The following is a 21,489-nucleotide window of genomic DNA, read 5'->3' on the forward strand; positions in this document are numbered from 1 at the left end:
AATGAAATACTGTAAATATGGTTTCTCTCGTATCTGCTCTACTGTCTCCTCATCTGTAAATCCACTACGCTCTTTTATTATCAATGCTCCGAGGGCAATCCTTAATGGTTTGGCTGGGGCTCCCATATGTTTTGAAAATCTATCTGAATATAACTTTTCAATCTCTTCCCATGAAATCAGCTTCGCAAGCTTCACCCACCTATTGTCACTTCTGAGCTTACCGCCAAAGGGAAGATAAAAATCTTCAAATTCAAGCTGTCCTAATGGCTTCCTTCTATACATCCGTTCCTCCGTGTGCAAGGGTTTTGAGCTAATTCTTACATTTTCCTTGCTCTTAATGCAAGCATTATGTCACAAAAAACTTCAACTCTTCAGTACTTTCGACTTCTTCAGGAAACCTTAAGTAAAAATATTATTGTATCCATAGCTGAGTAGTTACATGAGAAATTATAAAATTCGTTAGAATTTTTATTTAAGTATTGACATAAATTATTATTATTTTATTAACTCACATAAAAGAGAAAATACTCAAAGTAAGCATCTTAAGCATGAAATCCATGTTTCTATATGCAGGGTTATAAATTTAAGATAAGGTTACAGGTTAGAATAAGGAAAGGATTAGATCAACTGAATGATAGGATTCAGATCCCTTAATCCAGTTAGTTCTGGCTTTGCCAGGTTAGGAGTAACAAATGGACAACTCAATAATTAATCTTATTCAGGAATATCATTTAGCAATCCATCACGTTATTAGCATTTCAGGGATTATTGCAGGATTTGTAGTAATCTCTGGATTCATAAGATTTAGCATTGCTATCAGGAGAAGAGCAAAGGGTATTTACCCGCCAGCCACAAGTCAGATGGAAAATCACTAAAACACTATTTTTCATTTACATATCATCTGGTAAAATAGATTTGATCTTAGATTATTCCTCTATCATCGATTGGTAATAATCTATAATTTCAACATATATTGGTCAATATTATATACTTTAGTATTACTTTGTGAGTAACCCCTGAGTCCACAAAGGAAGAGGCACCTTCTTTTCTAAATCATAAACTAATCCTTTATGTTTTTCATAACCCTGAGTATCTCTTTTAGATGTCTTAACTCCTCTCCGTATTTAGCCCAATTCCCCTTTTGGAGATGTTTTTCAGCCAGTAGAAAATGCTGAAAGGCTCTTGAGGCATATTCTCTTAACTTGTTACTCATGCTTCCTGTAGATATCATCGATTTTGTATATTGATCCTTTAAGAATAATTTGTCAAGGGCAGCATTAAGATTCTCCTCCATTACTATCTTATCCGAAAAGGATACTATAACCCTCTTCAATTCGGGCATCTCACTGGTCTCGGCCTTTAAATACAGGGGTTCAATGAATAACAGAGATTCTTCGATAGGTATCACGAGCATATTTCCCCTTATAACCCTTGATCCCTTTTGACTCCATAGGGTGAGTTGTTTTGAGATTTCAGCGTCCTGATTTATCCTGGCTTCAATCTGCATGGGACCATAGCTAAGCTTTTCCTTGGGAAGTATATAGAGGATCAGTTGACCATAATATGGAGGATCACATTTGGCAATGAGAAAGGAAATCATATTGTCTTTATTTATTGGAGTGAATGGCATTATGAGTATAAACTCGCTCCTTGACTCATCCGGAAGAGTTGTCACTAAATAGTAACTGTGAATTAACTCCTCACTATTCTCATAGATCTGCCTTGGAATATCCCATGCATCCTCGTTATTATAAAAAACATTAATATTAGTCATGTGGTATCTCAATAGGATTTTCGATTGGATATTGAATATCATTTCAGGATATCTGATATGATTTTTAATCTCCTCCGGCATTTGTGAAATGTTCTTAAATAATCCCTTAAATATGTTAGCATAGGTTTTCAGAATCGGATCATTGTCATCAGCAATATAATAATTCATCTCGCCATTATATGCATCTATTACAACCTTTACAGAATTTCTTATATAGTTTATTTTACCAAAAGCTAAATCCGTAGGGGTTGAATAGGGGAATCTGTCTGTTGTAGTGTAAGCATCAATTATCCAGTATAATTTGTCATTTGCTAATATAAGATAGGGATCATTATCGAACTCCAGGAAGGGTGTCAAACTACGAACCATAGTGGAAATATTTCTGCGAAATAGTATTTTGCTCTTGCTCTCTATATTTTTTGAAATAAAGATATTCATATCGCCCAGCGCAATTGCATACAGAAGTCTTTTGAAGAATGAATTCAATCTGTCTCCACCGGTTCCCTGATATTTTGTATATCTATTCATATCACCATAGGGATAATCGAACTCACCAGGCTCAATGGATGTATTTGTTATACAATATGGATTATTATGCTCTCCGTAATATATTTGAGGGAGCTTTGGCTCAATATTGATTTTTGATTTTGGAGGAATATCATATATTAACATTTCAGGAAGACCCTCAGGTGTTATCTTGTCCACCCTGCTGCACACCAATCCATATCCATGAGTATAGACCAGGTGTCGGTTTATCCATGTTTGACTATTCTTGCTGAGCTTATCTATTGAGAGTTCGCGCGCTGACAGGTTCACAGCAATTTTGCTTCCTTTGATGATGTACCTGTCAACGTCCACATCATAAAAGTGATAATAGGGTTTCAGCTCCTGCAGTTGCTTATAGGTCTGCTTTAATGGACGCCAATCCCATAACCTGATATTATTCAGTGTATTTCGATTCTTAATCATATCCTTTGAGGTTAAATTTGAATTGTTCGAGAAATTCATCTCCTTTACTCTATCTATCCCATAGGCTATTCTTGTGAGGGATATGTTGTTTTTTATATATGGCTTTTCCCTATCCAGCTCATTGGGTTCAACAACAAACCTCTGTTGTAATGATGGGTATACTGTTCCAAGAATAAAATATGTGGGTATAATGGTTATGAGGATTACAATGGGCAATAAGAAGCTTCTCTTGAAAATATTGAAGATCAATAAGGCTGATGCGATGAAGGAGATAATCATACACACATTATATGCCAATAATTCCGCATTAACAGCAGTGTACCCTGCCCCATAAAAACTTCCCCTCTGGGAGAGAAGAATCTCATAGGCTGATATTCTATAACCAATTCCCATGAGAAATACAATAATTGAAAGCAGCGTGGAGAGGTGAGCCCTTGAGAATAGAGAAAAATCCACCCTTTTATTTTCTATGAATATTCCGCCATTTAGGATGTGGAATAGGGTGGAGAAGATTGTAATAATTACCAATGAAAACATTCCCCATCTGAAAAAGAATTTATAGAAGGGTATAGAAAAAATATAGAATCCGATATCCTTCTTAAATATGGGATCTTTAGGAAAGCTCGAAAAGGGAACAGAGTTTAGATATATGAGGCATTCCTTCCAGTAGGTTGATGCTGTTATCCCCATCATCAATCCAATAGCAACCACACCAAGAAAGAGAAATAAAAAGAGGGCCTTCTTGGTTGAACCTATAACTGGCAATTGTAATCTATCAAAAATATTTTTTGTAAATATGCGGCCCTTTCCCGCAAGAATCCTTATTAAGAGAAAATTTAATGAGAATAGACTTATAAAAAGCAGAGAGAATATAATATTAACATAGAATTTTGAGAGGAATAATGTCCAAAAGATATTTATGTGTTTGTTAATCTTGAACCATTGGTAATCCATATAAAAATGAGAGATTAGTTGAATAAAAAAATAGATAATAATAAAAATGCCAAGTCCCCATATAAACTTTTTGTTCATGTATGATCTCCCTACTAAAATAGTATCTTCATATTATTGAGGATAGATATTGATTCTTTTCCTAAGATATGCAATACTTCATCTATGGTAAAACCTATTGCTATTGTTGAACTCACTAAAAAATGGCGGTTTATGTATGATAATCGTTTGACACAGTTTGTTATACAAGAAGCCTGAAACAAAATTTTCATCTTTGTATATTCTATTTCTCCATTATTCCTTTAAACTTGGGAGGATTTTCGAAATAATTCTTTGAGTCACCATTTAAGCATTTTAACTTTATATAGTCAATATCATTTATATCGATATATTGTGGATCATATGATTTATCATCTATTATAAATGCTCACATATTAAATGATAAAAAAACTCATGTCTTTCTTCAGCTTGTGGGAAGGAATCCATCATGGCTGCTCCAATTAAAATACTCAGCAGTACCTAAATAATAAACGAGTTTTATAGAATGATCTTGATTTTAATAAGCTATCAGATTAAATTAACCGTCAGGGAATTATGTCTACTCACTGAAAAGAGGTTTATTTTGGAGTCTTCAATGTGAAGAAATCAATACCTCTACTCAAAGTGATTCATCCAAATCCTCAATTTCTATTGATGTTTGAATAACGCTATTATGAGAATCTTAACTAGATATATATTACAGGAACAGGGATCGCCATTTATCACCGGTCTGCTATTCTTCACTTTTATACTCTTATTGAATAGATTATTTGTTCTTGCTGACTTAATTATAACCAAAAAGGTGGAAACATTCCTAGTGGTTAAGCTATTTCTATTGATGTTGCCAAGTATCATATCAATCACAGTGCCCATGTCTGTTTTAATCTCTGTAATAATATCAATTGGCAGACTCTCATCTGATTCAGAAATAACTGCCTTACAGGCCAGCGGCATTTCATCCTATATGATCTATAAACCTCCGGTAATATCAAGCATAGTTATTATGTTGTTCATGATACTTTTTAATGATACACTTCTCGTATACAGCAATAAGAACTACAATAAAACCTTTGTCCAAATTCTAAAAAGCAGTCCTGTGACCGTTTTGGAAGATAAAATATTTTCATCTCTTGGCAACAGGACCATATGGGTGGAGAGGATTGATCGTGAAAATGGCAAGTTAGATAATATAATTCTTTACAATAAAAACGATGGTGAAGGATGGGATGTCATTAAAGCTAAATGGGGGTTATGGAAGAACAATAGTGATGGGAGCAAGATGCTGGTCCTTTATGAAGGAAGATTCTTCTCAAGCAAAATCAATAATGCATCTTTTTCTGTTATAGATTTTAGTAATGGGAATGCTGAAATTTTACTCACAGATAGCGGAATAGATTATGATGATTCTAAGGATAAATTGAATCCGGCTGAGATGAACAGCATACAATTGTACAGTAAATTGAGAACAGTCAAAAAAACATTTATGGAGGATAGGGATATAGCTCGATACTGGGTAGAGTTGTTCAAGAAACAGGCAATACCCTTTAGTTGCTTTGTCTTCTCTATCATTGGAGTGCCCATTGGATTATTCTCCAAAAGGAGCAGCAGGGGGATAGGATTTGGTATCAGCATCATAGTATTCTTCATATATTATGTATTCTTTATGACAGGGCAATCCTTTGCTATTAGAGGGATTCTATATCCATTTTTAGGAGTATGGAGCGCAAATTTTATACTCTTATTTGCAGGTTGTGTGATGATTATTATAAAAGAAAAATTTAGGAATTAGACTATTCTATACATTAAACAAAACAGTTTTAATCCTTCAAAAGAAATAAGTATATCAAAAAAATGTTGTGTTTTGTATATTGTTCTTTATAATTGTAACAAATTTTAATAATGGTTGTTAATATGGAACGAGTAATTGTCTGGTATTTAACTGATCATAATGAAGGCGAAAATGTTGCTAATCTAATCAAGGAATTAGGGCTTACGACTAATATAGTAAAGAAAAAAAATTTCAAGAATGAAAAGATAGCTGATGATGACATTAATATTTTTGTAATTGATGTTAAAAATAGCGAATTATTACAAATTCTATACCTCTTTAAAGAGGATAAGAGACTCAGCAAATTTATAAAATATGCTATTCTCTCCAAACGACAAATAAAGGAAGCGATAGATGCATCCTTTGACATATTACATTTAGAATTTATATCCAGACCAATAGTTACCAGAGAATTTATTCTATTGATTGAGAAAACGGTTATAGTTGAGAGTTATAAGGAAATCATGAAGTATATTTCACAAGAAATTGGATTTAGGATTGAGGCCTTTGAGAGTATGATGGATATAAACAGGAAGGATGTATTTGCATCGGAAAAGGAGAAGGAGACCTTTAAGAAGATATTACAGTATGAGAAACGTCTGATGTTAGAGCAATCTAAATTGAATAAAGCTATAGAAAAATTTACTCTTTCTCGACAGAGGGAGATTTTTGATATGAGAAGCAGAATAGAGGCCGAGGAGATGCTTGAAAATTTGAGAAGGGAAGAGCTTCTTGATGCTAACAGCATAATCAAGGCCCAAGAGGCTGTGATTAATTTTTCTTCAGAAAAGCTATTAGAGGCAAGTAATGGGATAAAGGCGGGTGATCAGCTCGATGAATTGAGGAGAAAGGAGCGTATAGATGCCGATAATACCATTAAAGCCCAAGAGGCTGTGATTGATTTTTCTTCAAAAAAGCTATTAGAGGCAACTAAAGTAATTGATGCCAATGAAAAGCTCTCTGAACTTAGCAGGATGGAAACGATGCAATTGCATGAGGAATTGCTTAAGAGTAAAAACGCCAACAAGAGTTTATTTGAAGAAAATCTTAGATTAAAGAATGAGCTAAAAAAAATCAAGAAAAGAAAAGATTAAGACTATTAGAGACTGAATTGTGGAGTGGGAAAACCTGCTAAGTGATACAATCGTAGATGGGAAGATTAGGGAATTATATTTAAAGAAGATTCCTGTTCTGCGAACATGTAATAATTGGAAGGAGGTTGAACCAATTGGTTGGGTCGATCATAAAATGAGTTTATCACACTATAAGGGAGGACTCGTAAGATTAGGTGATAAAATATTCTTTGTCAAGGACATTACAATAAACGCACTCAGCGCATATATGGAATGGAAATTTCCCCAAAAGATTGAAGTAACAGAGGACTAATCAAAGCCATCAATATCCTCAAAGAGCTTTATTGAAACATTGCTCTTTTTTGTAAACTTGATTATTCGATTGATATATCTCCTGTCTATTATCGCATAAGTAGGCGATATCCTTTCAATAATGCACATTTGAAGATCGCTATGAGAGAGTTCATCAAGAAAAGAGGGATGACTGACATTTAATATGGTAGCGTTTAAAATATTTAATTGAACTGTTTGTTCTTGCCATTCATTTAGCAGATAAGTTAGATTCTGTGGTAGTGAATTGTTTGAGAACTTCCTCAGGGTAGAAATCAATTTTGATTGTGACATCCCCCTTTTGTATGCTCTGATAATAGAATCCTTGCTAATTCTGGCATGCAGAATAATATCATCTTTAATAACATCTGAATAGGCTAGGATGTGATATTGTGCCTCCGATGGAATTTCATTTTTAGGTATAATAAGAGAAAAATCAGGATTTATATAGATCCTCCCATTATCCTCATCATTACACACACCTATAGACTTTTCAGTTTTTTCATCTGACCGCCTTCTCTCAATCTCTAATCCAATATCAGATAACCTGATTATTCCATCGTTGATCTCGATAATCCCAGTTATACATAAAAAATGTATTCCTAATTTAAATTGGGATAGTATATTCTCCCTAATCTTTATTAAATCGATTATTTTTTCACTATTAATCTCTGATAATTGCTTAATTAAATATGCAGATCTGAGATATGAAATAGAACTCTCATTGAACAAAGAGATCAATTCCATTAGGTGGAAAAGTATTGCAGAATTATATATTATAAAGGGGGGGGCAAAGAGCCGATTATCAACCTTTTGGGGTAATAAATTAAATACTTTTATCAAGAATTCAATAGGATTATTCAATTCCCTTTCAATATTTGTTAGAGTAATAATTATTGAACCCTTCTTAATCTTAACTCCTTTGAGGAAATTGAGGACGTATAGGGATAATTGAGCTGTGTATTTGGGATTTATCTCTTCTCTCTCAATATTATAGATCTTGAACATGGATTTTGTTAATCTATTACTATCAATCTTTCGAAATCTATTCTCTTTGGTTAGCGAAAGGCCATGTGATGAGACAGTATCGTAGGTATTAATAATATTTAAAAGAAAATGATAGTGATTGTGACAACTCTTTCCCTGGATCACTTTCTCCGAATGTAGCTGATTTAACAGTAGAATAAATAGGCCTTCACTAAGCAAAATAAATGATTTAGAAGAAATATTCAGATCCTGGCAAATATGAATTATTTTCTTTTTTTTCAATTCCAGGAGTAGTCCTTCTATCACCTGTGAAGGTATTAATTTATAGGCCTCCTCTAATAATAGAACTCCTCCACTTTTAAAGATCAATTCAATCAAATTATTAGCATAGCCTTTATACTTGACTGTATCTATTACCTCCAGAATCGGGCTATTTGATAATGGAGAATTATTAGAGTCTAAATCCTTACTCTCCAGGTAATTAAAAATTGTTTTTATATATGAAATAATTGAATTCGCATTCAAGGGAGTGAGAAAATCGCTCACCTCTGATATATTATGTAACTTGTCGAGTTTATTGTGAAGTTTCTCCCTGTTTTTTAATACATATACAAGCAATCTCTGGGCAAGAAGTTTAGATATTTCTTCAATTTTTATAGTATCGATCTTTAAGTTCTTCTCAATCTCACTAAAGGTGATACCCTTCTTATTCTGATATACAAGGGATAATACATTAAGTTCGTCAAGCTTTAGATCAAATAGGATTGAATTCATCCCCCTAAAAGAGAGAATCCTGGATATAATTGTTTCATTGTAATTATTGACCGATTTTTTAATCTTAACTATAGATGCCAGTTCATCAATCTGATCTTGAGAAAGCCTTTTTATTGCTTCTGTTATTTTTTTCATAACTAAAAAAGTTGTGGACACTGAAATCATAATATAATATACAAGTATGCTCAAATATGCAATTAAATTTGTGTTATTGTACTTAAATATGTTTGTATAACATCGTATTTATATATTCTAAAGTGTGTAGCCAACAACTGAGAAGTAACTCCATTAAATGGAAATCTCCCTATCCTCACCTTTGCTTGGTGAGAGATCCGAGGTCGTTTTACTTTCTTCCCACTACTTATATCCTCACTAACTAGATCATATCCGATTAAGGTGATTGGACTTGATTAAGGGCGTGAAAAAGATGAACATAATAAATATTGATAGTGTGAAGGAAGAGGCTGATATTAATAGTAGTAACTCAAGGTTTCAGAAATTAGGGAGTAAAAGCAAATGTAAAAAAATATCACAGGTTAATGGTATATATGAATTATCAAACGCATACAGTGTATATCTACAATTATATTATCTATTGAGAGTCTTCAGGAGTCAATAATGTTACAATACTTGAGTTTTGTGGAATCAGAAGTTATAGACTTGGAATTAAATGTTATTTCTGGTTCAGATAGTCTTAAATTCTTTTTTAAGGGAGCGGGGTATATCCTCCTTCTGATCTATTCTACAATATTTATAGCAGCAATTGATCCATTTGTTAAATCATCATTTGAATTATGGACATTCATATTCGGTGGAACACTAACACTTATTTTGATAATAAGATTCCTTAATCATATTATCAAGTATATGAAACATAAAAATAGCAGAATCATTGTCCATGCTGAAAGCATTGAACTGCAAAAGAGGGATGGGAATATTCAAATTCCCAGGGATGATATACAATATCTTAAGGTTGATCTTTTTGGAAATCTTATTATTCGAGGGAATAATGATAAATCTTCATTCCCTCTATCACTTCTTAGTGAAGAGGATCGCAATAGCTTTTTTTCAGACTTTAAGGATATGTTCCCCAACAGAACAGAAGTATTCAAGAAGATTTGGGATTTTTTTGAAGCACTTTTAGTCGCTTTTATTTTGGCCATGCACATAAGGGAGTTTATTATTCAGGCTTATTATATTCCAACAGGTTCTATGGAAGATACCCTCTTAGTAGGAGATCATCTGTTAGTAGAAAAGATAACCTATGGATCAATTATCCCCAAAATGTTATCTATGGAGAAATCGATACATCTAGATTTTTTAGGTCTTCGAAGCATTAAAAGAGGGGATATTATTATTTTTAGACCACCTAATGAAGAGAAAAAGGATTTTATTAAGAGATGCATCGCTGTTTCCGGCGATGAATTTCATATTAAGGGTGGTTATGTTTACATTAATGGTAAGAGATTAGAAGAGCCTTATGTTAAGGGAGTAACGAGTTATAGAGGATTTAGCGACAAAAGGATTGAAGGGAAGGTGCCTGAGGGCAAGGTTATTGCGATGGGAGATAACCGAGAAAATTCGTATGATAGCAGGGGTTTTGGTTATCTTCCTATTGAAAGGATAAAAGGCAGGGCATTTGTTCTATATTGGAACACAGAGCAGGTTAAGAATTTAGATTTTTCAAGATATGGATTGATTAGGTAGATCTTATTTATTTAGATCAGTTATTGGTGATATCGATTCTCACCATAAATGAAAGACTCCTCGTCTAAGAGAAATATTATATGATTAGATGCCTTTAATGGATGAATGGAAGGCTATCAATTCAGCTTTCCATGCAAGCTTTGCCTTTCTATTATCCTCCAACGATAATATAGAGATCTTAACTCTCTCATTTTATTTGGAGCAATGAATTGATTTACTATTATTTTGATTAATGGACCAACGAATATTTATAAGAAGGATTTATATAACGGGCTTGCTTTTTCTGGGTATAGCCCTTTTTTTTATCTATAAATTTTATGATCTACACTTTTCTGAAAAAATAAACCTTTCTACTAATAAGGAGGTGAAAATAAAACGCGGCCTTATCAAGGACAAAAATGGTCTTATTCTAGCAATCAATATTGAGAGAGATTCCTTATTTGCTAATCCTGAAGAGATAGATAATCCTGAAGAGGTAGCTAAAATTTTATCCCCCCATATACGTAGGCCCAAACATATCATTGAAAAGAGGCTCAGGAAAAAAAAGAGATTTGTCTGGTTAAAGAGAAAATTGAATGATAAAATCGTAAAAAGAATAGAGGATATGCATATAAAGGGATTGTATTTTAAGAATGAATTTCACAGAATCTATCCACATGATAATTTAGCATCAAATATTATTGGTTTTGTTGATATTGATAATAGAGGCCTTGAGGGCATTGAATTTAGATTCGATGATCACCTTTCTGGTCGAGGCAAATGGGGTAGTCATAGGCACGACGAGGACTTAGTTGTAGGCGTAAACCTAAAACTTACTATTGATAGGTTTATTCAATATATAGCAGAAAGAGAAGTTCAAAATGGTGTAGAGGAGTTTGATGCATATAGGGGTATGGCTGTGATTATCGAGGTTAAGACAGGGAGGATACTCGCTATTGCTAAATATCCTAATTATAATCCAAATTATTATTATAAGTATTCCACTGAGGTTATTAGAAATTTTGCTGTTGTGGATTCATTTGAGCCTGGGTCAACGCTTAAGATAATATCCCTTGCTGCAATATTAGAGGGTTGGCCTGATGTTCTTAACAAAAAATTTCTTTGTTCTGGCAAAATAAAAATAGCAGACACAACAATTAATTGCACAGGCAGGCATGGAAGAGTTAACCTGAAAAAGATAATAAGGTATTCCTGCAATGTTGGGATTATTGAGATAATGAAGCAGATCAACGAAGAGAATTTGTTCAATGTTTTAGACCATCTTGGTTTTGGTAAAAGAATTGGCATTGATCTGCCTGGAGAATCGAATGGTATTCTTCGTTCATTAGATAATTGGTCGGGTTTATCAAAATATTCAATTTCGATTGGACATGAGATATCAGTTACAATTTTACAATTAGCAGGAGCCTTCTGTGCTATAGCTAATGAGGGTGTGTATATTGTCCCAAGAATAATTGAATCCCTCGAGAGGGATGACGGTTCAATTATTAAGGATTTCTATCCAAAAAAAATGGGGAATGTGATAAAGGCTGAAGTGGCTAAAAAGGTATTAAAAATAATGAGAGATGTAATAATCAATGGAACAGGCAAAAAGGCTGCTTTACAGCATTATAATGTTATTGGAAAGACCGGAACATCACAGAAGCCCATGAAGAGTGGCGGATATTATACAAATAAATGGATAGCCTCCTTTATCGGCATAGCTCCTTTTGAAGATCCGGATATATGCATTTTGGTAGTAATTGATGAACCTAAGAATGCAATATCAGGTGGCAAAGTCGCAGCCCCTATTTTTGCGAATATCGCCAAGAGAGTGCTGCCATATAGGGGAGTAAAGATCGATCCCCATGGACATAGAGAACCCCAAAAAATACAATTTAAGGAAAGAAAATTTGATGGCTCAACATTGCCAGATTTTAAGGGACTGAGTATCTCGCAAGCGCTTAAAGTCCTAGTCACTATGAAAAAGAGTCATAATGTAAAATATTTATTTAAGGGGAATGGGAGGATCTATAAGCAGCAACCTGTATCGAGAACAGCTATCAAGAAGGACCAAGAGATTATACTCTATTTGAGATGAAAGAAATGATATCACTATATGATGCAAATCTATCTATAATTAGAGAGACCTCTCCACACTTACATACAGAAATAATAAATTCAAGGGACAGTTGTCAGGTAAATGTTGTTGATTCCAGAGATGGCAATAAGGTTCCAGAGTTAGCGTTGGATGGCAGGAGGGTTTTTATCCATAGCAAGTTCGATCCCATTAAGGAAGCTAAGAGACTAGTCGCAGAGATTGATGTGGATAGGTTTGATCTGTTTATTGTTTTTGGATTCGGGTTTGCCTATCAGATAGAAGAATTATTACAATTGATTAATGATGATGCGCTTATTCTTGTTATTGAGAAGGATCTCTGGATGATAAGGGCGGCCCTAAGGCATCGCGATTTGACTGCAATTCTCCGCGATAATAGATTGAAATTTTTGGTTGATCCGGATGAGGAGGCCATATCTGATGCCTTAAGGGGAAAATCCACTTATCGAGTTTCATTTATTGCACCAAGGGGGGCCTTTCAGGTTGATCCTGAATATTATAACAATATTAGAAACATTGCGAGATCATACCTTTCAACCAAAGAAGTGAATATTGCAACACTATCAAAGTTCGAAAAAATATGGAGCGCAAATATTGCAAGGAACATTCAAGCTTTTTACCATTATCCTGGAGCGAATATTTTTTATAATCAATTTAAAGATGTCCCAGCAATTATTGTTGGCGCTGGGCCATCACTATATGAGAGCTTGGAGTTTGTACAGGCTAATGCAGGGAGGGCTCTAATCATTGCAGTAGACACCTCCTATAAGATTCTTAAGAGATATGGCATTGAACCCCATTTTTGCATTACCGTTGATCCTCAGGTTGTCAATGCCAGATATTTTGAGGGTGATGAACATAAACAGACAATATTGATTGCTGATCCAACCGTGCATCCATCTGTATTTCGTCTTTTTAAGGGAGACATAGCCATCACTGGTATGGCCTTCAAAATGATGAAATGGATTGAAGATGTGGCTGGCGAGAGGGGCGAGCTTGCATATGGGGGTTCCGTTGCGACAAATGCCTATGACTTTGCAAAAAGAATCGGTGCCTCACCCATCGTTCTTGTAGGTCAGGATTTAGCATTCACCAATGGTCTGGCACATGCAAGGGGTTCTTATCTCGATGAGGAGATTTATCTAAGAACATATAGATTATACAGCATTCAAATGTTTAATAGGTATCAGCTAACAGCTTTGCCAAAAATATATGTTGATGGAATAAAGGGGGATAGGGTTCATACAAATCAAAAAATGATGATCTTTCTTTCATGGTTTGAGAAGAGGGGCGATGATAAGATTATTAATGCAACAACCAATGGGGCTATTATTAAGGGGGTTAGACATATCGCTTCTGATGATATTTGTTTTAACGATGCAGAAGATGATATTTTTTATAAAATTAATTCGATCTACAACTCTAGTATTATCACCCCCCCCATAAGTGACAATATTAGAATGAGATTGCTTGAGGTATGTCAGGAGATGTTAGGTGAATTGAATTCTTTATTGCCAATTTTAGAGAGAGCTGTGTCCCTCTCTCTTGAGCTTGTATCTCTGATAAAGATGAATATGAGGGATCAGGGGAAGTTGGATTATATCTTAAGGAAGTTATCAGAAGTGGATAAGGTTGTAGAAAAAAGGGATACACTGAAGGATATGATTAGCTTCACAATACAACGAGTTATTCATACAATAACTGAGGGGTATAAAATCGACGACAAGGATGATTCATTAACCGATGATGAGCTTGTGGCAAAGAGATCAAATTATCTCTATACGGGGCTTTTGGAGGGTTCACTCTACAATAAAAAAATTATTCATAAAATGACAGCGCTTCTTGGATGATGGGCTGATCTTCTCATAATTATTATACAATAACATTATATATTGACATATGCTACTGGGTGTAACTAAACCAATCCATTTTTACTGAGTATTTACATTTCCAAAATATACTGTAGCATATCCTTCCTGCTTATAATTCCAACTAGTTTATTCTCTGATAGAATCGGGACCCTTTTGATATTCTGATTTATAAAATAATCACATATATCGAATAGATCAGAATCCTCTTCAAATGATATTACCTCAGTTGTCATAAATGCCTCAACAGTTATACCATCAATGGTATCTGAAAATGCTAATTGTAGTAGATCCTTCTCTGAGATAATACCCTCCAGACTCAGTTCCCTTGATACAACTGGAAATCCGCTGATTCTTTTTTCCAGCATAAGTTCGATTGCCTTGCGAACTGGTGTCTCCTTTGTTATTGTAATTACATTGGTGATCATTATGTCTTTTGCGGTTGACAAAATATACCTTCCCAATATGATTGAAGTCAAAATAATTCTTTATTGCTAAAAGACTTCGGTCATATATTACACTAATAATGTTTAATTTTCAAGCACTATTACTCATCCTGACATCAAAATGGATGATAGGTCTTATTGGTTATTACTAATCATCTCAAAAACTATAATCAAAAATATTGATATCATATTTTTATATATTATGATATTATAAAAATAATCATAATCACAATATTGGAGATACACCATTGAGTACTGAAAAATCAGATTTAAATCAACAAGATGATCTAATTGATAACTCGGTTGAGAATGAAGAAGTTATAGATAACGAATGTAATCAGAATTTTGCTGAGCTACTTGAAAACAATCATGTTGATAGTCATATGTACATAACCGGTCAGATGGTTGATGCCGAAATCATCAAGATAGCAGGTGAATGGATATTTCTTAATGTTGGAGGAAAGAGTGAAGGATATCTTGAAGCAAAGGAACTGATAGATGAAGATGGTAACCTGACTGTGAAGGAAGGTGATAAAATTAAAGCATATCTATTATCTTCACAGAATGAAGAGCTACATTTTACTACCAGAATCAGTGGTGAGAATGCAGGACTTGATCTATTACAAATGGCTTATAAGAATGGAATTCCTGTGGAAGGTTTTGTTGAGAGGGAGGTCAAGGGCGGTTGTGAAGTAAAGATAGGCAATACCAGGGCCTTTTGTCCATATTCACAGATAGGCATGGGACGAGAGAATATTGATAAATACATTACTGAGCATCTGCCTTTTAAGATCATTGAATTCAGTGAGAATGGGCGTAATATTATTCTTTCCAATAGAGCCATTCTTGAAGAAAAACGACAAGCTCAAATAGAGACGCTAAAGGATTCATTACATGAAGGGAAAAGGATTAAGGGTCATGTAAAATCTATTCAGGATTTTGGCGCATTTGTTGACATTGGGGGCATACAGGCCTTGCTGCCCATCTCAGAGATAAGCAGAGGTAAAGTTGATGATATTCGTCAATCATTATCAATAGGCCAGGAAATTGAGGTTGCTGTAATAAATCTGGATTGGGAGAATGAAAAGATTTCATTGAGTATCAAAGAACTCCAACCAGATCCATGGGATGATGCTAAAATAAAATATACCAAGGGATCACATCATACTGGAGAAATAACGCGTATTACAAATTTTGGAGCTTTTGTTACACTTGAGCCCGGCCTTGACGGTCTTATTCATATCTCTGAATTGGGAGACAACGCTAGGATAAAACACCCCCGTGAGATTGTTAATGAAGGAGAAAGAGTTGAGGTGCAGATCGCTGGGGTGGACATTGAGAAGAGAAGGATATCCTTGAGACCTGTAGTATACAGTCAAAAGGACAGCGAAATGAATAATTATCAGCAATATATGAATAAAAAGGATGATTCATATAATCCCTTTAGCAATCTGGGAGACCTTCTTAAAGATAAAATTGATAAGAAAAAGTGATACGACTATTCCTACAATTCATCAATTAGCCCACAAAATATCGTAATGACCATCCTTATCTGTTTAATATCATGGTTTTTTACTACTTAGTTGAATAACATGCTAAGTAGATTGAGGAGTAAGAAATCATCTGGATTATCGAGTATAACTTATGAAGTTTTTTTTCGCTTTTTTAGGATACTGGATATTCCTTTAATACTAAAGTTGCGATTTTTTTTCTTTTTCATATCAACACGATCATTAATAACAATAAACTTCTCCCCATATTTTTTACTATAATACTCAAGGCGTTCATCAATGGATACATTTCTTGAGGGACGTGATTGTTTTTCAACATTTATAGGTTTTATAGCGTTACACACTTTGACCTTAGAATCCTTGACGACTTTTGGCCTTTCTACTTTTATGATTGGTCTTTTACCCTGTACTGGTATATGTTTATCTTTGCTGTTTGAAGAGGTTCTCCTTTGATTGTTTTTCCTTTTATTATTGGTTTTTCTTTTTTGTCTGCCATCGATGTTGTTGGACATTGAAAAGTTCATACTAGCAACCTTGTCCTCCTCAAAGAGATTATCTTCAGCCCATTCAACCGGAATCTTCATTTTGGTGTAGGATTCAATCGCTTCCAGGTTATAAACACATTTTTCGCAAACGAGTGATATCGCTTTTCCGGATTTCCCAACTCGTGCAGTGCGACCTATCCTGTGAACATAGCTCTCTGAATTTTCAGGTAAATCATAGTTGATCACCATTTCAAGGTCATCTATATGCAGTCCACGTGACGCAACGTCAGTAGCAATGAGGTATGGAATCTTGTCCGACTTTAATTGATCAATTATCTGCAATCTCTTTTTCTGAGGGAGATCGCCGATTATATACTGACAGTTAAATCCATTATGTTTCAATCGCTTTGCGACTTCCACAGCCTTCTGTTTTGTATTTGTAAAGACAATGGCATTCCTAGGTTGTTCAGTTTTCAAAATTCCTAATAACAGATTCATTTTTTCTTCTCTTCCAACATGATAGAGCTTCTGAGAAACGCTTTCAACTGTAATCTGGTCTGGTTCGATTTCGACTTCTTCAGCATCATTCATATATTCGCTTGCTATCTTTTTAACTCGATGATCCAGTGTTGCACTATACAACATTGACTGCCGATGACTCTTTGAGGGCAGCTTTTTCAGCATTTTCCTGATATCTGGCAGGAATCCCATGTCGAAGAGTCTGTCCGCCTCATCAATAACCAGTATACCTATCTTTTTGAGATCCAGTTTACCAGATTTGCTGAAATCGATTAGCCTCCCTGGCGTACCAATTATAATGTCTACTCCATCTCTTAGCAACTTTTCTTGTCTATTATATCCGACACCACCATAAAATGTGCCACACTTAACTCCTGTATGCCTACCTATCACCTCAGCCTCCCTTCCTATCTGATCAGCTAACTCTCGTGTAGGCGCGATGACAAGGGCCTTCTGTCTTTTATTAGGTTCATTTTGAAGCATTAGGTAAAAAATCGAGATCAGGAAGGCCGCAGTTTTACCAGTTCCAGTCTGAGATTGAACATATACATCCTTTCCCATAAAGGTATGCGTAAAGGTGATTTCCTGAACAGGCATGCATTTTACAAAACCAGCATCATCTATTCCATGCTGGAGTTTTTCGTTTAAATTAAGTTCTGTAAATTTCATAATTATCTCTTTGTTTATTATATTGCCCCTAAGTGGTAATAATTATAACTTTCTTAAAGGTCGAATTTCATAACTTGTCTATACAGTATGAATAGAAATACATTTCTCCATATCAATACTATAAAGACTTATGTGCTTTCTTTATCTTACTATTAATAATATTATTGATGAAAGAGACAACAAAAAGGCATTTGTTGTAATAAATCAATATAAAAATGATTTTCATAAGATAAATATTTCATAAATAATTTTAAGTCATTATAATTGATAGCGCAGTTATTGGAAAGTGATAAAATTGCAGAAACACATTTTATTATATTTACAGTAAATGTTTGTCTATGTAGAAGTATAGAATTGATAATTGGTAAATATTGTCCCATTTCATTGAAGCGATACAAAAAGATTTATAAAAAAACCTGAGGATAATGATAAAACAGGCGAGGTGCTTGCTATAATAGAAAGCAATGAAAGTTTATCATCATATCATATAAGATCATTAATTCCTGGCAGAATAATTGAGAAACATATTACTCTCGGCAAGTTTTTCTCTGATGAAACAACTGTATATAAAATAGCAAATTTTTCAATAGTATGGATCAATCTCGCAGTTTATATAAAAAACCTCCATATTATTAAAATTGGCCAAAAAGTCGATATCGAGTCTGTTGGTGTTCATATAAGGGCTTCAGGAATTATTTCTTATATTCAACCAATCTTTAATGAAGAGACAAGAGGTTTTATCGCTAGGGTGGTGCTTCCAAACAGGAATAATCAATTTCAACCTGGTATGTTTGTTAAAGGAAAGATTGTGCTGATAACTGGCAAGAGTATACCTATAATATCCAATAATGCTCTACAGGTGATTGATGAAAAGCCCTGTGTTTTTGTACCGGAAGGGAAAGGCGTTTACAGACTTGTCACTTTTAGTATTGGGGAAAAGGGCATTCATTATAGTCATCTCCTTTCAGGTTTGAATATTGGGGATTCTTATGTTGGTATTGGCTCCTTCAAGTTTAAGGCTAAATTTGTAATGAGCAATATTGGAGGGCATGCAGGTTATGGACATCAATAGGGTACTAAAATATCAGTTATAGAGTGTACCGGGTGTGACAAAGGTTTTTTCTATGGGGGGTCATGTATTGCAATATCAGGTTAAACTGAATCCCTCTGCTCTGGCGCAGTATAAAATTAGTCTCAGCGAGGTAGTTGAAAGCATTAATTCTAATAATGGCAATGAAGGCGGGCAGTTTATTGTGTTTGGTTCAGAAGAGTATCTTGTTAGAGGAATTGGTTTAATCAGGACGCTTGAGGATATAGGTGATATCAAGCTTAAAGTAGTGAATGGATTCCCAATTCGTCTTAGCGATGTATCCCGGATTGAATATGGTAATGAAATTCGAAGAGGAATCTTCATTCGAAATGGATCTGATGAGGTTGTTGCCGGAATTGTACTAAAGCTTTATGGGGAAAATACATTCAGAGTAATCGAGCGCCTTAAAGAAAAGTTTATTGAAGTACAGAAGGCTCTTCCAGCGGATGTTGAATTAGTATTTTATTATAATTAGACTATGCTTGTGGGAAATGCCACATGGACGGTAAAGAAAACTCTCATTGGCTCCATTATTTGTAATAGTACCACTTGCCTTTTTGTTAATCTTTTTAATACTTTTTTTATCATTGGGAAATATAAAAATGCGCTTTTTATTTTTTTTAATGTTCCTCTTGCTCTTATAGATGGTGTATTCGGTCTTTTGATTTCAGGAGAATATTTATCAATCCCGACATCTGTTGGTTTAATTGCGCTTTTTATTATTGCTATGCAAACGGACTTGTGCTTGTTACCTGTATCAATCAATTAAGACAGGATTGCATGAAAATAAAAGAAGCAGTTATCAATGGCGCTCTTGTGAGGGTAAGACCTGTGCTGATGACAATATTTACAACTTTAATAAAATAATTCCTTGAATATATAGAGGTTATCTCTTGCAATTAAAAACCTTAAATGTCTGATTTACAGTCACTTCACCAGCAAATTTATTATTCTGAAAAGGAAAATTTAGATTTCAGCAAGATATGACTGTTTTAGGCCTAATTATCTAGGCAGGATATGCAAAGATATGCAATGGTTGATCTTATTCTTTCAGGGCTATTATCATCTCCTCTGGAGAGATCGCAAACTGGTTTTTCAAAACCCTGAGTAACAAAAAAACCAGGATTTAATAATTGCCATGCCTTGTATGCTGGATTCCCATAAGCAAGCTCAGGGTATATGAATAGGGTCGTCTCTGTGGAAAGCGCATCTCTTAATGTCATTGCATCTGCACTATATAAATATGACTTATATCCTTCTGGCAAGAGAGAGATGGTTTTTCGAATCTTTTCTATTGTCATTTTATCATGACCTATAAGAGCAACAACTGGTTTTACACCGACTATTAATTTAAATGTTGATATACTTTCAATCATTATCTGAGCTAATTGAATTGGCGCTGGATTCGGCTTTATCGCCATATCACTTATGGCAATAATATTACCCGACCTACCATAATAATTATTATAGGCCCATTCAAAATAATCTATTATTGAATGTGCGGAGGTGGCATCAGAATAAATCAGACAATTAGCATTTTCCCCATTGAATGGATCATATCCACCTAATTTTTTTAACATTATATGCCTGTCAAGCGAAGCATCTAACTGTATATCGCCAAAACAGACACCCCTTCCACCGCTTTGAATATACATCTCACTAGCTCTCTTCATAAGCCCTGGATGATCATGATTTGATGAACCCGCAGTTGAAAAGGATACAAAGGCTATAATTGGATTACTGAGCATATCAGAGGCTCTATTAGCCGCATCAACAATTCCTTTTACATCTGAATTATCAATTGGATAAGATACAATAAGTTCATTCCCATCAGGAAGGGTTAACTCAAAAATATTATCAGGGTGTTCTTTAACAATTCCAATGGAATCAAGCCTTCTCATTTGAGAAAAGAATATTGCTGAAGGAGTCTTATAATCAAGTACCAAAGAACAACCAACAATCATTGCTTCAGTTGGAACATCAATACCTCCTAATAAAGCATCTGCCCTATTTGATTTGAGTTCAAGCGAAGCCGAGAGGAAGGGCAAGACCTCTTCCTCGCTAATGCCAAACGAGCTATACATCATTGACAATGTCTCGTCTAACTTATCAATCTTAGTCTTTCTGTTTAGCATACCTTGAGGATCATCCTTATATCCCTTATATTCAGCAAGCTTTTCCTTTGCAAAACTTGTATCAATATTGATCAATTCAGCAAAATCATTAACTTCTTTAGCAACAGAACTGTAAAGGTTATTAGTAATATCGTCAGTAACCAGCACTCTTGCTTTTCTGCCAACCTTTTGAGCAAGATCTGACGCTCTCTCGATTAGACTGTCATATAATGTCAAGTTTGTTGACTGCATGTGTT

At 34.5% G+C, this 21,489-nt stretch carries 16 protein-coding genes; 10 read left to right on the plus strand and 6 right to left on the minus strand.

The window, feature by feature from the left end:
- On the minus strand, window positions 1–282 hold a 282-nt coding region (locus tag SVZ03_04460), incomplete at its 3' end, for a transposase (GenBank protein ID MDY6933460.1).
- 410 nt (window positions 283–692) lie between these two features.
- Here SVZ03_04460 and SVZ03_04465 point away from each other — a divergent pair.
- Window positions 693–875 (plus strand): hypothetical protein, encoded by a 183-nt coding sequence (locus SVZ03_04465; GenBank protein MDY6933461.1) that lies wholly within the window; start codon window positions 693–695, stop codon window positions 873–875.
- A gap of 185 nt (window positions 876–1,060) precedes the next feature.
- Here SVZ03_04465 and SVZ03_04470 read toward each other — a convergent pair whose 3' ends face one another.
- Entirely contained in the window at window positions 1,061–3,775 is a 2,715-nt protein-coding gene (locus tag SVZ03_04470) for a UPF0182 family protein (protein MDY6933462.1), read from the minus strand.
- Between the two features lie 631 nt (window positions 3,776–4,406).
- Between SVZ03_04470 and SVZ03_04475 the strand changes: the two genes are divergently transcribed.
- The 3 genes from SVZ03_04475 to SVZ03_04485 all read left to right on the plus strand — a co-directional run bounded on the left by SVZ03_04475 (window position 4,407) and on the right by SVZ03_04485 (window position 6,947).
- Window positions 4,407–5,522, plus strand: a complete 1,116-nt coding sequence (locus tag SVZ03_04475; GenBank protein ID MDY6933463.1) for an LptF/LptG family permease — start codon at window positions 4,407–4,409, stop codon at window positions 5,520–5,522.
- 122 nt (window positions 5,523–5,644) lie between these two features.
- A complete protein-coding gene (locus tag SVZ03_04480; GenBank protein MDY6933464.1) occupies window positions 5,645–6,655 on the plus strand; it encodes a hypothetical protein in 1,011 nt (336 codons plus the stop codon).
- Between the two features lie 19 nt (window positions 6,656–6,674).
- On the plus strand, window positions 6,675–6,947 hold the full coding sequence (locus SVZ03_04485; protein MDY6933465.1) for a hypothetical protein: 273 nt from the start codon (window positions 6,675–6,677) through the stop codon (window positions 6,945–6,947).
- On the opposite strand, the gene SVZ03_04490 is transcribed toward SVZ03_04485, so the two are convergent.
- Window positions 6,944–8,860 (minus strand): helicase-associated domain-containing protein, encoded by a 1,917-nt coding sequence (locus tag SVZ03_04490; protein MDY6933466.1) that lies wholly within the window; start codon window positions 8,858–8,860, stop codon window positions 6,944–6,946. The genes SVZ03_04485 and SVZ03_04490 overlap by 4 nt on opposite strands.
- A gap of 483 nt (window positions 8,861–9,343) precedes the next feature.
- On the opposite strand from SVZ03_04490, the gene lepB reads away from it, so the two are divergent.
- The 3 genes from lepB to SVZ03_04505 all read left to right on the plus strand — a co-directional run bounded on the left by lepB (window position 9,344) and on the right by SVZ03_04505 (window position 14,380).
- Window positions 9,344–10,432: a signal peptidase I gene (gene lepB / locus SVZ03_04495; GenBank protein ID MDY6933467.1), complete on the plus strand. Its 1,089-nt coding sequence runs from the start codon at window positions 9,344–9,346 to the stop codon at window positions 10,430–10,432.
- Window positions 10,433–10,706: 274 nt separating this feature from the next.
- Window positions 10,707–12,512: a penicillin-binding transpeptidase domain-containing protein gene (locus SVZ03_04500; GenBank protein ID MDY6933468.1), complete on the plus strand. Its 1,806-nt coding sequence runs from the start codon at window positions 10,707–10,709 to the stop codon at window positions 12,510–12,512.
- Window positions 12,513–12,517: 5 nt separating this feature from the next.
- A complete protein-coding gene (locus SVZ03_04505) occupies window positions 12,518–14,380 on the plus strand; it encodes a 6-hydroxymethylpterin diphosphokinase MptE-like protein (GenBank protein ID MDY6933469.1) in 1,863 nt (620 codons plus the stop codon).
- 92 nt (window positions 14,381–14,472) lie between these two features.
- Here SVZ03_04505 and SVZ03_04510 read toward each other — a convergent pair whose 3' ends face one another.
- Window positions 14,473–14,847 (minus strand): CBS domain-containing protein, encoded by a 375-nt coding sequence (locus SVZ03_04510; GenBank protein ID MDY6933470.1) that lies wholly within the window; start codon window positions 14,845–14,847, stop codon window positions 14,473–14,475.
- Window positions 14,848–15,092: 245 nt separating this feature from the next.
- Between SVZ03_04510 and rpsA the strand changes: the two genes are divergently transcribed.
- Complete coding sequence (gene rpsA, locus SVZ03_04515) at window positions 15,093–16,337, plus strand: 30S ribosomal protein S1 (protein ID MDY6933471.1); 1,245 nt, start codon at window positions 15,093–15,095, stop codon at window positions 16,335–16,337.
- 149 nt (window positions 16,338–16,486) lie between these two features.
- Here the strand turns inward: rpsA and SVZ03_04520 are convergent, their stop codons facing one another.
- Window positions 16,487–18,028: a DEAD/DEAH box helicase gene (locus SVZ03_04520; GenBank protein ID MDY6933472.1), complete on the minus strand. Its 1,542-nt coding sequence runs from the start codon at window positions 18,026–18,028 to the stop codon at window positions 16,487–16,489.
- Window positions 18,029–18,470: 442 nt separating this feature from the next.
- Between SVZ03_04520 and SVZ03_04525 the strand changes: the two genes are divergently transcribed.
- Window positions 18,471–19,100, plus strand: a complete 630-nt coding sequence (locus SVZ03_04525; GenBank protein ID MDY6933473.1) for an efflux RND transporter periplasmic adaptor subunit — start codon at window positions 18,471–18,473, stop codon at window positions 19,098–19,100.
- 34 nt (window positions 19,101–19,134) lie between these two features.
- A complete protein-coding gene (locus SVZ03_04530) occupies window positions 19,135–19,593 on the plus strand; it encodes an efflux RND transporter permease subunit (GenBank protein MDY6933474.1) in 459 nt (152 codons plus the stop codon).
- Window positions 19,594–20,116: 523 nt separating this feature from the next.
- Here the strand turns inward: SVZ03_04530 and SVZ03_04535 are convergent.
- The gene (locus SVZ03_04535) at window positions 20,117–21,484 is read right to left on the minus strand and encodes a phosphate acyltransferase (GenBank protein ID MDY6933475.1); all 1,368 of its coding nucleotides are present in this window, start codon (window positions 21,482–21,484) and stop codon (window positions 20,117–20,119) included.
- Window positions 21,485–21,489 lie beyond the last annotated feature (5 nt).

The sequence above is a fragment of the Spirochaetota bacterium genome (assembly GCA_034190085.1).
Classification (GTDB): Bacteria; Spirochaetota; UBA4802; order UBA4802; family JAFGDQ01; genus JAXHTS01.